The 15,028-nt window shown below is 34.4% G+C and carries 14 protein-coding genes and 1 riboswitch; of the genes, 4 read left to right on the top strand and 10 right to left on the bottom strand.

Going from position 1 to position 15,028, the window contains the following annotated elements:
• Positions 1 to 36 precede the first annotated feature (36 nt).
• Positions 37 to 1,662, bottom strand: coding sequence for a long-chain fatty acid--CoA ligase (locus DFQ03_RS09795; RefSeq protein WP_133672987.1), 1,626 nt, complete (start codon positions 1,660 to 1,662; stop codon positions 37 to 39).
• Between the two features lie 215 nt (positions 1,663 to 1,877).
• Between DFQ03_RS09795 and DFQ03_RS09790 the strand changes: the two genes are divergently transcribed.
• Together DFQ03_RS09790 and DFQ03_RS09785 are read left to right on the top strand one after the other, a co-directional pair.
• Positions 1,878 to 3,155, top strand: a complete 1,278-nt coding sequence (locus DFQ03_RS09790; RefSeq protein WP_243834471.1) for a hypothetical protein — start codon at positions 1,878 to 1,880, stop codon at positions 3,153 to 3,155.
• 67 nt (positions 3,156 to 3,222) lie between these two features.
• Positions 3,223 to 4,443, top strand: coding sequence for a Pycsar system effector family protein (locus DFQ03_RS09785; RefSeq protein WP_133672986.1), 1,221 nt, complete (start codon positions 3,223 to 3,225; stop codon positions 4,441 to 4,443).
• Positions 4,444 to 4,448: 5 nt separating this feature from the next.
• Here the strand turns inward: DFQ03_RS09785 and DFQ03_RS09780 are convergent, their stop codons facing one another.
• The 3 genes from DFQ03_RS09780 to gndA all read right to left on the bottom strand — a co-directional run bounded on the left by DFQ03_RS09780 (position 4,449) and on the right by gndA (position 6,803).
• Positions 4,449 to 4,787, bottom strand: coding sequence for a GIY-YIG nuclease family protein (locus DFQ03_RS09780; protein WP_133672985.1), 339 nt, complete (start codon positions 4,785 to 4,787; stop codon positions 4,449 to 4,451).
• 65 nt (positions 4,788 to 4,852) lie between these two features.
• A complete protein-coding gene (locus DFQ03_RS09775) occupies positions 4,853 to 5,392 on the bottom strand; it encodes a DUF3124 domain-containing protein (protein ID WP_208295904.1) in 540 nt (179 codons plus the stop codon).
• A 10-nt stretch (positions 5,393 to 5,402) separates the two neighbouring features.
• Positions 5,403 to 6,803 carry an NADP-dependent phosphogluconate dehydrogenase gene (gndA, locus tag DFQ03_RS09770; RefSeq protein WP_133672984.1) on the bottom strand — a complete coding sequence of 467 codons (1,401 nt, stop codon included), beginning with the start codon at positions 6,801 to 6,803 and terminating at the stop codon, positions 5,403 to 5,405.
• Between the two features lie 185 nt (positions 6,804 to 6,988).
• On the opposite strand from gndA, the gene zwf reads away from it, so the two are divergent.
• Both zwf and pgl read left to right on the top strand, forming a co-directional pair.
• Entirely contained in the window at positions 6,989 to 8,521 is a 1,533-nt protein-coding gene (zwf, locus tag DFQ03_RS09765) for a glucose-6-phosphate dehydrogenase (protein WP_133673142.1), read from the top strand.
• Between the two features lie 30 nt (positions 8,522 to 8,551).
• The gene (gene pgl, locus DFQ03_RS09760) at positions 8,552 to 9,277 is read left to right on the top strand and encodes a 6-phosphogluconolactonase (protein ID WP_133672983.1); all 726 of its coding nucleotides are present in this window, start codon (positions 8,552 to 8,554) and stop codon (positions 9,275 to 9,277) included.
• On the opposite strand, the gene DFQ03_RS09755 is transcribed toward pgl, so the two are convergent.
• From DFQ03_RS09755 to DFQ03_RS09730, 6 genes are all read right to left on the bottom strand, one after another.
• Positions 9,258 to 9,803: an acyl-CoA thioesterase gene (locus DFQ03_RS09755; RefSeq protein ID WP_133672982.1), complete on the bottom strand. Its 546-nt coding sequence runs from the start codon at positions 9,801 to 9,803 to the stop codon at positions 9,258 to 9,260. The two genes, pgl and DFQ03_RS09755, sit on opposite strands and share 20 nt — an antisense overlap.
• 29 nt (positions 9,804 to 9,832) lie before the next feature.
• Positions 9,833 to 10,198 (bottom strand): 6-phosphogluconate dehydrogenase, encoded by a 366-nt coding sequence (locus tag DFQ03_RS09750; protein WP_133672981.1) that lies wholly within the window; start codon positions 10,196 to 10,198, stop codon positions 9,833 to 9,835.
• Between the two features lie 35 nt (positions 10,199 to 10,233).
• Complete coding sequence (rmuC, locus tag DFQ03_RS09745; RefSeq protein ID WP_133673141.1) at positions 10,234 to 11,583, bottom strand: DNA recombination protein RmuC; 1,350 nt, start codon at positions 11,581 to 11,583, stop codon at positions 10,234 to 10,236.
• Positions 11,584 to 11,694: 111 nt separating this feature from the next.
• Positions 11,695 to 12,414, bottom strand: a complete 720-nt coding sequence (locus DFQ03_RS09740; RefSeq protein ID WP_133672980.1) for an ABC transporter ATP-binding protein — start codon at positions 12,412 to 12,414, stop codon at positions 11,695 to 11,697.
• A 79-nt stretch (positions 12,415 to 12,493) separates the two neighbouring features.
• The gene (locus DFQ03_RS09735) at positions 12,494 to 13,525 is read right to left on the bottom strand and encodes a FecCD family ABC transporter permease (RefSeq protein ID WP_133672979.1); all 1,032 of its coding nucleotides are present in this window, start codon (positions 13,523 to 13,525) and stop codon (positions 12,494 to 12,496) included.
• A complete protein-coding gene (locus tag DFQ03_RS09730; protein ID WP_133672978.1) occupies positions 13,526 to 14,674 on the bottom strand; it encodes an ABC transporter substrate-binding protein in 1,149 nt (382 codons plus the stop codon).
• A gap of 70 nt (positions 14,675 to 14,744) precedes the next feature.
• A riboswitch (cobalamin riboswitch) is annotated at positions 14,745 to 15,001 on the top strand.
• Positions 15,002 to 15,028: the final 27 nt, after the last annotated feature.

The raw sequence follows: 15,028 nt of genomic DNA, 5'->3' as shown, positions 1-15,028 counted from the left end.
GACTTATAATATAGTAGAAGGGGAACTTTGATTTATTTAAAGTTTCCCTTCTGCATATAGTCTTCTAATTTCTTTCTTGTCAAATTTACCGACACTTGTTTTTGGTACTTCATCGATAACAACGTAATTATCGGGAATTTGGTAACTGGCAAAGTCTTTGGCTAAAAATTCTTTCAATTCCTCGCTTGATATATTTTTATCCTTATCTGCTAAAACTAATGTAGCTAAAGGTCTTTCTGACCATTTTTCATCAGGTATTGCAATAACGGCAGCTTCTCTAATATTAACATGCGACATCAGTGCTAATTCGAGTGCAACACTAGATATCCACTCGCCACCACTTTTTATTAAGTCTTTGGTGCGATCGGTAATTTCCATATAGCCATTTGCATCGATTGTGCTTACATCGCCTGTTCTAAACCAACCATCTTTTGTAAAGTTATCGCGGCTATTAGTCTTAAAATAAGACTTAATGACCCAAGCTCCTTTGACCTGTAGTTCCCCCATTGTTTTTCCATCGCGCGGGGCTACTTTTCCGTCATCGCCAATAATTCGCATTTCTATTCCTGGAAATTCAATTCCTTGTTTTGCACGTACTTTAATTTGCTCCTTATAGCTAAGGCTTTCGTGCTTTTTTTGAAGTCTACTGGCTGTGCCAAGTGGAGAAGTTTCAGTCATACCCCATGCTTGAACTCCCTTAATACCGAAATCCTTTTCAAAATTTTCTATAAGACTACCAGACAATGCAGAGCCACCTACTAAATACTCTTCTAAAGCAAGTTTTGTTTTCGGCGGATTCTTTTTCATTTCTTCATACACACCTCTCCAAATAGACGGTACTCCGTTAGCTTTGTTTATTTTTTCACTTTCAAGAATTCTAATAATGGCATCTGGGCGCAGATGCAACGAAGGCATTACCATATCTGAGCCGGTCAATAGGCACATATATGGAAAGCCCCAAGCCATAACATGAAATTGAGGTACAACTAATAAAACGATATCGTTATTACTATAGTTACCCGCATTAGGAGAGAGAATGGTCATAGCGTGTAAGTACGTTGATCTATGGCTGTATAAAACTCCTTTAGGCATACCGGTTGTACCACTTGTGTAGCACATGCCGCTTGCGTCATTTTCATTTATGGTCGGCCAGTCTATAGTTTCTAATTGTTCTCCAATTAAATCTTCGTAATGTATAGTGTTAAGTAGGGTACTGGTAAAGCCTTTTGGGGCATTGATGATTATATACTTTTCTACAGTCTCTAGTTTAGGAGCAATTTTTTCTAATAGGGGAACCAAAGTAGCATCAACAAAAATGACTTTATCTTCAGAATGGTTAATAATGAACTCCGTTTGTTGAGATGATAATCTAATATTGATAGTATGGCAAACAGCCCCTATACCTGGTATTCCGTAATATAATTCCACATGTTGATAATGGTTCCAAGCAAATGTACCGACCATATCGCCTTTAGTTATTCCTAATTTATTTTTTAGGGCATTAGCAAGCTGGCAACAACGCTTATACAATTTCCCGTAGGTATATTCATGCCTGCTTCCGTCGGGTAAGTATGAAATTAATTTTTTATCAGGAAAAGCGCTATTCGCATAATTTAAGATTGTATTTGTGGTAAGCGGGTAATCCATTATTAATCCGTTCATAAAAACATACTTTAAATTGAAATAATTGCTTGACCCTTAAATTTAATCAATTTATAATGAGATATCATCACAATTTTAACATTTGATGATGTAAATAAATGTAGTTGTCTCATAATCGGAATAATCCCTTTTTAAGGTTAAAAAATTATTTTATCCGGTACTTCAATTTTACTCTTTATTGCTAATCTTGTTTTGTTAATGCAAAATTATTAAGGTTGAAAAAAGTTGTACTCATTATGGTTTTTTTAGTGGCGCTATTTGCATCATTTACATACTGGTCATTGTCTAGTACCGACAAAACATTTGATACTTGTGAGATTATAGGGCTCTCTGATGTCAATGAGATAGATTTTAAAAAGTATGACTCCGTTATAGTGGCCGCAAGCACTTTATATGAAGCCAATAGTATTAAAAATGTAATGCAGGGCGAGCAGTATAGAAAAGCTTGGTCTACACCTGTAAAAGTGCCTATATTATATTTAAACGATTTAAATGGTAATGTAAATATTTTAGAAGAAGGTGGTGGTCAACAAACGCATTCCTTAAAATTAAAGAAAGATGACGGTACTTTGATGACGCTGCGCAGTGTTTCTAAAGACCCTTCGCCATTAGTACCGAAAATTGCCCATACTTTAGGGATAGAAAATATAGTAGTCGATGGTATTTCTGCTCAACATCCTTATGCGGCATTAGTAGTTTCTGAACTTTCAAAAAAAGTAAAAATTCTTAATACCATTCCTAAGTTGGTATTCTTACCAAAACAAGGGAAACTTTCAGATTATAACGTTAAATATGGGAATCGGCTATTTCTTTTAGAATATGAAACAGAAGGAAACGCTGATTGGTTAGGCCTTAAGAATGTTGATTCGTTGATTGATACAGATGACCTACAAAAGCTCAAAATTAAAAACACAAGCAAAGTTGGCATAAATGTAAATATATTGGTTAGAGCGCGTCTATTTGATTTGTTAATAGGTGATTGGGATCGGCATGCAAAACAATGGGGCTGGGCTATTGAAAATATTGGGGATTCAATTAATGCAGTTCCTTTACCGTGCGATAGAGATAACGCATTTTTCAATCTAGAAGGTGTGTTGCCGACTTTGATATCTAACAATACTTTTCTTCCAGAAGTGCAAAGTTTTGAATCTGAAATTGAATTTTTACCAGGTTTAATATCTCCGTTCGATGTTTATTTTATGAGAGATATTCCTCGGTCTGTTTTTGAGCAAGAAGCTAAACAATTACAATTGTTACTAACAGATAAAGCTATTGAGTCATCTTTTGACGTATGGACTGATGAAATTTTTGAGTTGGATGGAAAGGAGCTAATTGCAAAAATTAAAAATAGACGAGATGACCTTAAGGAATATGCACTTCAATTTCATCAAGAGTTGACCAATAGTGAAGAATTGACCGAAACGCTAAAAGGGTCTGAAGATATTGAAATGACTAAAGGGCAGATGTCATGTTTTAATTGTGTAAATAAATAATTTGAATTAGAAATTAAGGGAGAATTGAAAAGTGCCGTAATGAATATTAAGAATCAAACTTGAAATTATGAATAAGTCTATAACAGCAAAAGCTGAAAAATATATTAAAAATTTAATGGCAGATCAAATGAACAAGAATTTTCTTTTTCATAGCCAGAGCTTTTCTAATAAGACAATTGATAAGTCGAAAAAAATATTAGAAGCTTCAAGTAATTTAGATGTTGATGTAGATAAGGTATTGATAGGTGTTTGGTTTATTCATGCTGGTTTTGCGGTAGATTATGATAACCATTTGAATGAAAGTGTACGATTGGTCTCCCAATTTTTAAAAGACAATAGCTGTTCTTCAAATGAAATAGAGGCAATCGTTGAACTCATTAAAAGTGCCTGGCAAAATGATGAACCTAAAAATGATTCGGAAAAAATCTTAAAAGATGTAAGCACCTGGTTTTATGCATCTAAAGATTTTGAAGAGATGCTTCAATTATTGAGAATGGAGTTGGAAAATTTTAAGGCATCTATACCCGATTTAGATACTTGGCGATTAAGCTATCTAGAGAAACTTCGCCTACAGCACAAATATTATACAGACTTTGCGAAAGAAAACTGGCAAGAGCAAAAAGAAGAAAATATTCTTGATTTAATTTCTAAATTACAAAAGGCTGAAAAAACCGAAAAGAAAGAAGTTTTAAAAGCGAAGTTGAAAGATGAAAGTCCGCAGCGCGCAATTCAGTCCTTATATCGTATAGAACTTAGAAACCATATTAAACTGAGTGATATTGCAGATACTAAAGCGAATATTCTACTTTCTGTAAATGCTATTATTATTTCGCTTCTTATTGCTAATTTGATACCTAAGTTAGATTCCCCGTCAAATTCTTATTTAATATACCCGACCGTAATATTTGTTCTCTTTAGTATTGCTTCGATGATTATGTCCGTTTTGGCTACACGACCAAAAGTGAGCAATACCGATGTAGTAGATGAAGATATTAAGAAGAAGGATACCAATTTTTTGTTCTTCGGAAATTTTCATACTATGGAATTGGATGACTTTAAATCTAAATTAAGAGATATCATAAAGAGCAAAGAATCTATTTACGATTCATTAAGTATGGATCTGTATTATTTAGGAAAGGTTTTACAAGAAAAATATAGACTTTTAAGATGGACTTACACCGTGTTTCTTATTGGCATAATTCTCTCTGTTGTAGCATTCGGCTTTGCCTTGAAATATTACGGTATGGAAGATGAACTTTTAGATGCTGTAACGCCATTGCCTAAATAAGAACTTTAGTTAAACCAAACAGCATATTTTTTTCGTCTAAGTTCAAGTGCCAATTGCTCTTCCATTTTTAAAGCTTCGGTTTTTGACTTTATTTTATCAATATGATTAAAAAGACTGCCGCGTAGATACAAACCGTATTTCTTTACAATTTTTGAAGATATATTATGTCCTTTTTTGCTTAAGGTTCCGTTTTTATGTTGGTCAAAACGTTCTTTAGGTGTTTTGCTGGTCATACCAACATAAAGACATTCTAACACACCATTAAATTGCGGATTCGCTTCTCTGAACTTTCTATTCTCAGAAAACACTTTTTTAGATAATTCGATAACGTATATAGAATACATAATTCAAGTATGATATAAAGACTTAAGCATATTTTATTGACAGTAATGAAGAATGTAATTACTCTTTACTCTTCGGTAATTTCGATTCCTTCCGTAGTAAAAGAAAACGCTTGTGCTCCTAGTCCGCCAACCATCACTGCTTGAAACAACGGGTTCAGTTGTTTCTTCGAGTACCAATCAATCAAAAAATTAGCGCCACTACCACCAGAAGTATCTTGTTGTTCAATAACGTAATCAATAGACTCCATTGGGGTGAGATAAATAGGGGAGTCGATATAACTTCTAACCAAATCGCCTTCTGTATTATAGTAATCGATCTTACTTACGAATAAGCTATCCTTCAAGCTAGTATTTCTAATGCTTAAGGTAGCGGTAAGTAAAGTTCTAGTATCTCTTGTTTGATTATAAATGTCAGAATAAATAGGAACATAAACCTGCCTAACAAGAGAATCTATTAAAATAGCATTTGCCTTTCTATCAAGAGTATGATTGTCAAGAACTTCAACCGGAACTTCTTCTTTAGAAACTTCTTTACACGAAATAATTGTCGTTGCCACCATCAGTGAAAGGCAAATACTATTTAAAACAGTTTTATATTTTTTCAAATGTTGATTTTTAATCTTCCCATTCTGTATGGAAAATACCTTCACGGTCTAAACGTTCATAAGTGTGAGAACCAAAATAGTCGCGTTGCGCCTGAATTAGGTTTAGAGGTAATTTGCTAGAAGTATACGCATCAAAATACGTAAGTGAATTTGATAGCCCGGGTAGCGGAATTCCGTTTTGTGCACCAAAAGCAACCAATTCTCTCGCAGCACCAACCGTTTCTTTTACTTTACTAACAAAATTTGGCGAAAGTAAAAGGTTAGGCAAATTAGGTTCAGCTTTAAAAGCTTCAGCAATATCAGCTAACAAACCGGCACGGATTATACAGCCAGCTCGCCATATTTTAGCAATTTCAGAGATATTTAAATCATAACCATATTCTTTAGAAGCATCTGCTAATTGGTGTAACCCTTGCGAATAAGTAATGATAAATGAAAAGTATAAAGCTTTTTCAGTAAGCGTTTCTAACTTCTCTTTATCCATATGTGCTACCGAAGGTCTGTCATATAAGGCATCGGCTTTTATTCTTTCATCTTTTAAAGCAGAAATTTCACGCATGCTAACAGCAACATCAATTGACGGTACAGGTATACCTAGATCCATTGCGTTTTGGCTTGTCCATTTACCGGTTCCTTTTTGTTTTGCCTTATCTAAAATTTGATCCACTAAGCGTCCTTTAACTAAGTCATCTTCTTGCTCGAATATTTCAGAGGTAATTTCTACTAAGAACGATTGCAATCTACCGGCATTCCATTTTGCGAAAGTGCTATGTAATTCATCATTATCAAAGTCACCACCTTTTTTTAGAACATCGTAAATTTCAGAAGTCAGCTGCATCAATCCGTATTCAATACCATTGTGCACCATTTTTACGTAGTTACCTGCAGATTTAGGTCCTAAATAAGCAACACAAGGTTCCCCATTATATTTTGCAGATACTGCTTCAAAAATTGGTTTAATATGTTCGTAAGCAGATTTTGAACCACCTGGCATAATACTCGGACCTTTACGGGCACCTTTTGCACCGCCAGAAACTCCTGCTCCAAAAAAGTTAAAGCCTTTCTGTTGTAAATAAGCTTCTCTTCTGTCGGTATCGGTAAAAAAAGAGTTTCCTCCGTCAATAATGATATCACCTTTGTCAATATGTGGCAAAAGAGACTCTATAACACCGTCTACAATTTTACCGGCAGGCACCAATAACATTATTTTACGTGGTTGCTTTAAGTTTTTAACAAAGGTTTTTATATTGCTAGAGGCACTTACTTTATCTAAATCTCCACCTAAAGTCTTTAAAGTCTCTACCTTTTCATCATCTAAATCATATCCGTAAGTAGAAAATCCGTTATCAGCTACATTTAAGATAAAATTCTGTCCCATTACTCCAAGACCTACTAAGCCAAAATCATACATAAATTGATTGTTTTTTAATTAAAATACACAAATATATTACAACACTCTATTTATATATTGTTAGTAACATAATATCAATCAAAAATAATTTAAAATATTGACTTTAATTCCAAATTCCGTCTTAAAGAAGACCAATAATGGCTAAGATTTTAGGATATTTGAACAATAAAGAATATCAACCCATAATGAAAAAGACAGAAAATCAAATGCTCGTAATTTTTGGAGCATCTGGAGATTTAACAGCAAGAAAATTAATACCCGCAATTTTTAATTTATATAAAGGCAATGACCTTCCTGATAATTTTGTGGTTCTTGGTGTGAGTAGGAGTGATTTGGGCGATTTACAATTTAGAAGTAAAGTAGTTCTAGAAAGCACTTATTTAGAAAAAGAAAGAGAGGAGTTTGATGAAGATTATATTCAGAAATTTGCAGATAAGCTTTTTTACGAAGATTTAGGTTCAGATTATGATACATCATATGAGCGTTTAGAAAAGCGTATTTCAGATTTGGATCAGAAATATGGTACTGGGGGCAATCATATGTTCTATTTATCTACACCACCTAGTTTGTATGAGCCAATTGCCAAAAACTTATCGGATCAAGGATTAAATAATGAATCTACAGGCTGGAGAAGAATTATTGTTGAGAAACCATTCGGATACAGTTTGGAGTCTGCCAAAGAATTAAACGATGGTTTACATACCTATTTTAAAGAAGGGCAAATATTCAGAATAGACCATTATTTAGGAAAGGAAACGGTACAAAACCTATTGGTAACACGTTTTGCCAATAGTATTTTTGAGCCACTTTGGAACAGAAATTATATTCACCATGTAGAGATTACAAATGCTGAAAGTGTTGGTGTTGAAAAAAGAGGTGGATATTATGACAAATCTGGCGCATTGAGAGATATGTTTCAGAGCCATTTATTACAAATTGTTGCTTTAATTGTTATGGAGCCGCCATTGAGTGCCGATGCAGAAGAAATTCGTAATGAGAAGCTGAAAGCATTAAAGTCGCTTAGGATTATGAATGACGATAAGACCCTTTTTGAAAATACAATTAGAGCACAATATGTGTCTTCAAAAATTGACGGACAAGAAGTTAAGGGTTATAGAGAAGAGGAGGGAGTTGATAAAAATTCAACTACCGAAACCTTTGCGGCTGTTAAATTCTTTGTAGATAATTGGCGTTGGGCAGATGTTCCTTTCTATGTTAGAACGGCAAAACGTATGCCTACAAAAGTTACCGAGGTGGTAATACATTTCAAAACTCCACATCATCAAATATTTAAAGAATCTGGTATAAGTAATAAGGATAATAAATTGGTTATTCGTATTCAGCCAGATGAAGGTATTTTGATAAAATTCGGAGTAAAAGTGCCTGGACAAGGTTTTGAGGTGGAACGCGCAAATATGGATTTCTACTATTCAAGCTTAACCGAAACTCACGTGATGGAAGCTTACGAGCGTTTACTTTTAGATGCTATGCAAGGTGATGCTACATTATACGCAAGAGCCGATGAGGTTGAGGCAGCTTGGGCATTTGTAGATCCTATTTTAGATTATTGGAAAAAAGGAAAGGATGTAAAAATGTATGGCTATGCAGCCGGAGTTTGGGGTCCTGAGAATGCCAATGAACTTATAGAAGGAGTTGGAGAATGGCGTAACCCAAGTGAGAATTTAGCAGATGAATCAGGATACTGTGTTATTTGCTAAGAAATAGGATATTTAAAGTTTGTATTTAAAATGGAAATAAAAGTTTATCAAAATAAAGTAAAGGTTGCAGAAGAGTTTTCTAAGTATTTGATTGAAAAATCAGGTACTCAGAAGGCTTTTCATATAGCCTTATCTGGTGGTAGTACACCTAAAATTGTATTCGATGTTCTAGCGGAGGAATTTGCTAATGATGTAGATTGGAATAATATTCATTTATATTGGGGCGATGAAAGATGTGTTGCTCCAGATGATGCTGAGAGTAATTATAAAATGACTGTAGATCATTTAATATCTAAAGTTGATATACCTGAGCAAAACATTCATAGAATAAAAGGTGAAAATAATCCTAAAGATGAAGCCCAGCGTTATGGAGAGTTGTTGGATAAAGAATTGCCAAAAGAATTAGGTCTACCTCAATTCGATTTAGTGATTCTTGGTATGGGAGATGACGGGCACACGGCATCAATTTTTCCACATGAAATTAATCTTTGGGTTTCACCAGATAATTGTGAGGTGGCTATTCACCCAGAATCTGGTCAACGAAGGGTTTCGCTAACAGGTAGAATAATCAATAATGCAAAAACCGTTGCTTTTTTGGTAACTGGCGAAAGCAAGGCAGAAAAGGTAAAGATTATTATTGATAGAGAAGAAGGCTATTTAGAATACCCTGCAAGTCACGTAGCACCTAAAACAAAAGACTTAGTCTGGTTTTTAGATGCTGCTGCAGCAAAGCTTCTTACTTCATCTCAATCTTAATATTTTCAGATTCCAATTCTTTAATATATTCTTCTGAATTAAAGGTTTTAGATTCAAATTTAGTGTCTCTTTCTTGAGCTTCTAATTTGCGGTATTTGCTACGTGCAAATCTTCTAATACCTTGGTCATCAGAAATTATTAATCCAGGTACGGGAACATTTTTACCATCTGTTCCCTTAGCTACCATGGTAAAGTAAGAGGAGTTACAGTGCTTTTTAGTGCCCGATGTAATATTTTCAGACTCCACACGAACACCAACCACCATTGAGGTACGACCTGTGTAATTAATACTTGCTTTTAAGGTCACCAATTCACCTACTTCAATAGGATTCAAGAAATTTACACGATTAACAGAAGCGGTTACACAGTACTGTTGCGAATGTTTAGAAGCACACGCAAAGGCAATTTGATCCATTAAGTTTAATATATATCCGCCATGTACTTTTCCTCCAAAATTAGAATGGGAGGGAAGCATTAATTCAGTGATAGATACTCTAGATTCTCTGACGCTTTTAAACTTTTCCATATGGTTGTGGTAATTTTTTAAAGTAATATCTAATTTCTAAAATGTGGTGATTGTTCGGCTTGTACTTCGGTGATAAAATATTTTGAATCGCCTAACCAAAAGAACGTAGCATATCTTTCAACGTAACTTACTTTTACATATTGACCTTGGTATTCTTGAAGTTTATCAATAACCTCTTTATCCTTATCCAACACAGAAAAAGAGAATATTTGAGCGCCTGAAATTCCTTGGCTAATTTCACCTTCCCAAGTTTTAACTAAGACACCTTTGTGGCTAATTTTTATGAGTTCTCCAGAACGTACACCTTCACTGAAGGTAACAAAGTATATAAAGGCGTAATACAGCGAACCAATAACGACTACGCTTAATAAAAGTAATGATACTATTTTTTTCATGTGTTTAGTTTAAATATTAAATTAATGGTTTTTTATTATAGTTTTAATTTCGGTTCTTCGTCAAAATCATCATCTTCAAAAGCTCTGTTTAATAGTGGTTCAGGAATTGATTTTTTTGCTTTCGCACCCATTTTTTTTAGTTTTTCGATGCTCGTGATAATATTACCGCGACCGTCGACTAATTTATTCATTGCCCCACGATATTCTCCTTTTGCTTCGTCCATTTTTTTACCCACTTTTGTTAGGTCGCTTACAAAGCCTTCAAATTTATCATAAAGTGCACCCGCTTGACGTGCAATTTCAATGGCATTACGTTGTTGCTTCTCATTATTCCACATGCTATCAATAGTACGCAAAGTAGCAAGAAGAGTAGAAGGAGTAACAATTATAATATTTTGCTCAAAAGCTTTGTTGTATAAAGAACTATCTTGATTGATAGCTATGGCAAATGCGGGTTCAATGGGGATGAACATCAATACGAAATCTGGACTCTCCATTTCATACAAATCTTCATATTTTTTCGCAGATAATTGGTCTACATGTCTTCTGAGCGAGTTGATATGGTCTTTTAAAAACTTTTCTTTTAACTCCTCTTCGGCATTTACAAAGCGTTCATAATCGGTTAATGAAACCTTAGAGTCAACTATCATTTTTTTACCATCAGGTAGGTTGATAATTACATCTGGCAATACTCGACTGCCATCTACACGGGTAAAACTTTGTTGAACGGTATATTCTCGGTCTTTCTCTAATCCAGATTTTTCTAAAACACGCTCCAATACAAGTTCACCCCAATTACCTTGCATTTTGCTGTCACCTTTTAATGCTTTGGTCAAGTTCTCTGCTTCTTGGGTAATTTTTATATTTTGGGTCTGTAGATTTAGTAATTGTTCTCTTAGGGCAGAATGTATACTGATGTTTTCTTTCTGACTTTCTTCGACTTTCTTTTCAAAAAGCAAAATTTTCTCATTTAGAGGAGTAAGAATGTTTTTGATGTTCTTCTCATTTCGCTCCGTAAATTTTAAGCTTTTTTCTTCAAGAATTTTATTGGCAAGGTTCTCAAATTCTTTAGAAAATTTTTCCTGAAGCTTTTCTACTTCTTCTTTCTGCTCACCATTTTTTTTCTGCAAGTTTTCTAAATCTGCCTGATATCTGACAATTTGATTACCAAGTTGCTCTTTTTCAGATTGTAGTTGTTGTTTGTGTGTTTCACTTTCTTTCAACCGATCTTGAAAAACAGAAAGGTTATTTAGCATTTGCTGTTCACGTTCTTCTAATGTGCTTTGACGGGATTTTGTTTTTAGAAGCTGAATATAGTTACCAAGAAAATATCCTATGGCAAGACAAAGGATTCCTACTAAGAAATAAATATAAATTTCGTTCATCGGTGTACTAACGTAATCGGGTAAAGATACTTGATTGCATAGTAAAGTGTAAAAGTGAGGATCTATTTTAATTAACATACCATATCTAAAATCTTAAATATGTTGAAATTTCTACTTCTTAATCCTAAAAGAACCGGTATTTGAGTCAAAAGAAATGGTGTCAGTAGGGAAGAGAGTATCAAAATTTTTGTTCTCTATTAATTTACAAGGCTCATTAAATGCATTCTCTCTTCCATCTAAAATCAACATTTTATCGCATAATTGTATAGCGAGTTCAATTTCATGACTTGTAAATAAAATAGTTTTGTTCGTTTCGTGGGCAATAGATTTTAAAAGTTTTAAAATCTGAACTTTATGGTATAGATCTAAATGTGTTGTTGGCTCATCAAGTAGTATAATGTCGGTATCTTGAATTAAAGCTCTTGCGATAAGCACACGTTGTAATTGTCCATCGCTTAATTGAAAGCATTTTTTATCTAAGAAAGGTTCTAGTTCTAATAAGGCAATACTTTTATTGATTATGGAGACATCGGTATCAGCCAATTTACCTAACCAATTTGTATAGGGTTGTCTCCCTAATGCTAATAACTCATAAACTGATAGATTTTTAGAAGCGATAGATTCTGTAAGTACCACACTTATTTTAGAAGCCATTTGTAGATAATCATAAGTCGATAACTCTTTTCCTTCAATTTTTATTGATCCAGAAATTATAGGTTGAAACCTACCTAAAGTTTTTAATAGCGTCGATTTACCAATACCATTGATACCCACAATAGCAGCAAGTTCACCCTTCTTTAATTGAAAAGAGATTGCAGAAGCAATAACCATTTTATCGTAGCCAATGGAAAGGTCTTCTATATTTAATACGCTATTTATATTATTCGAATCGATGTCTCTGGCTTTACAATTAAAATATCATTTTTCGTTTACGTACCAATAGCCATATTACCACCGGAGCACCTAATATACTGGTTATAGCGTTAATCGGTAAAACACTTACAGAGCCTGGTAGTTGGGCAATGGTATCACATATTAACATTAAAGTTGCCCCACAACAAAGTACAGCAGGTATTTGAATTTTATGATCAGTAGTATGAATTAATTGTTTAGTGATATGTGGTACGGCTAACCCGACAAAAGCAATAGGACCCGCAAAAGCAGTAATGGATCCGGCAAGTAATCCTGTGGCTACTATGATAATGTACCGCGATTTTTGTAAACCAATACCTAAACTCTTAGCGTAATTCTCGCCGAGTAAAAAAGCATTTAACGGTTTAATGGAGATGATGCTTAGAAAAATTCCTATCATCGTACATAGCGCAACTATTAGTAATTGTACCCATGATAAATTGCCCAAGCTACCAAATGACCAAAAAATATACCGCTGTAATTTTTCAGCTTTGGTGAAATAAGAAAGCACGCTTACAATAGCAGCGGTAATGCTGCCAAACATAAGCCCTATAATCAATAGTGCCATGGTATCTTTTACTTTCGCCGCAACTACTAGAACTAATGATAGTACAAAAAATGAACCTAGACTAGATGCAATAGCAAGTGTAATGTCGTTAAAGGCAGAAAAGGTGAGTGCACCAGAAAATAACGAAGTTCCCATTATTAATAGCGCAGCACCTAAACTAGCTCCGGAGCTTATACCTAATACGTAGGGTCCTGCCAGAGGATTTCTGAAAAGGGTTTGCATGAGCAGTCCACTAAGTGAGAGTCCGCCACCTACTAGTATAGCTGTTATAGCTTTAGGCAATCGGTATTGCCAAATGATATATGTATTAGAGTCATTTTCAGATACTGACCCAAACAATATTTTAAGTGTATCTATAAATGAAATAGTAACAGAGCCTAAACAAATATTGATTACAAAACATATGAGTAATACAATCAGTAGCCCGATAAAATGAAAGCTATATGTAGATTGGTTCGTCAATTAAAGCAGCGGTTTAAAAAAGTAAGGTTCGTAGTTAGGTAATAACCCTGGATGCAAAATATAAATTAAATCTTTTAAAACAAGGTCTGGTCTTTGCGGTCCAAGTTCATAGTATAAGGTACCACCAGTTTCACCTAACGTATTTGCGGTACTGAATATTTTATTGTTTTGGAAAGCATCAAACTGTGCGTAATGTGGACTAGATGATTTCAATTCTTGGTAAGAAGCGAATTGCGCCGGACCGATCCAATATTCGGCATGTTGACCAACGTCAAGAACACTTTCCCAACTTAAAGAAAGGCTACCGTTTTCATCCGTAGCACTCCAAAGGTAATCTGCATTGGCATCTTCTAGAAAATTCGCTGACCAACTTTTTCCGCCAGGTAAATACCATACATCTTTAAACATTGATCCACTAATTACAGTAGGTTTGTTTTTAGCTTTAGAAGCTAATGCTTTGGCTTCTAAATAAGATTCTTCAATTCTATTAAAAATAGCATCTGCTTCTTTTGTTTTATTGAAAAAAGGAGCAAAGAATTTAATCCACTCCGCTTTCCCTAAAGGGGTTTCTTCAACCCAATCGCCATTATAAACAACAGGTATGTTAGCACGTTGAATGGTTTCGTAGGTGCTGTTACCGTCATTAATGGCAAAGCCGAAAATGAGGTCTGGTCGTAAATTTAATATTGCTTCGGTATTCAAACTTTCATTGACTCCTAATTCTGTAATTTTTCCAGAATTGATTCTTTTTCTTGCAGCTTTAGATGAGATGTATTTGGTATCGGGAAAACCAATGAGGTGGTCTAATATGCCTAATTCTTCTAAAGCAGGTATATGAGTAGTTGAGGTCACAACAATGTTCTCTACAGGGGTAGCGATTATTGCGTTATATTCACTTTTGTTTAATGTTACTATGGCTTGAATTTCTTTCGGAACCAACGCATACGTATAAGTGGTTTCTGCATTCACCCAAGGTTTCAGAACTTTAATAATAGTAATTCCGTTAGCCTGCGATTCAATAGTAAAACCATTGGCGTAGCGTATAGTTGTACTATTATCATTGATTTTATTGGATGTTTTATCTTTTTTCTGCTGCTTGCATCCGCATAACAAAAGAAGACAACTTATAAAAAGTAATCGTTTAAACATGGTGGGTTTACATTTAGTTTTCAAATGTAGTATTATAAAAGTTTACTTAGAAAGATTAAACTAAATGTTTACTTTCGCCGTGAATTTTGGTTTTCGTTGCTTAAGGTAATGAGATTAAAAGGGAATCCGGTGAAAATCCGGAACTGTTCCCGCAACTGTAAGTTTATTTCAAACAAATCTATTGGAGAATAGATTTTGTTAGTTACTTCTTTTGAGAAGGTGCTGTTTACTTCAAAGCCACTTTGAAATCTGAACCGGTTCAGATTTCATGGGAAGGCAAAATAGTATTAAACAAGTCAGGAGACCTGCCTTCTTCAAAAAGACAATGTTAAACTTTCGGGATAAAGGTTTTCG

It is taken from the genome of Maribacter caenipelagi (assembly GCF_004364175.1).
Classification (GTDB): Bacteria; Bacteroidota; Bacteroidia; order Flavobacteriales; family Flavobacteriaceae; genus Maribacter; species Maribacter caenipelagi.
Note: the sequence above shows the minus strand (reverse complement) of the source record. Positions and strands in the feature narration are given on the sequence as shown.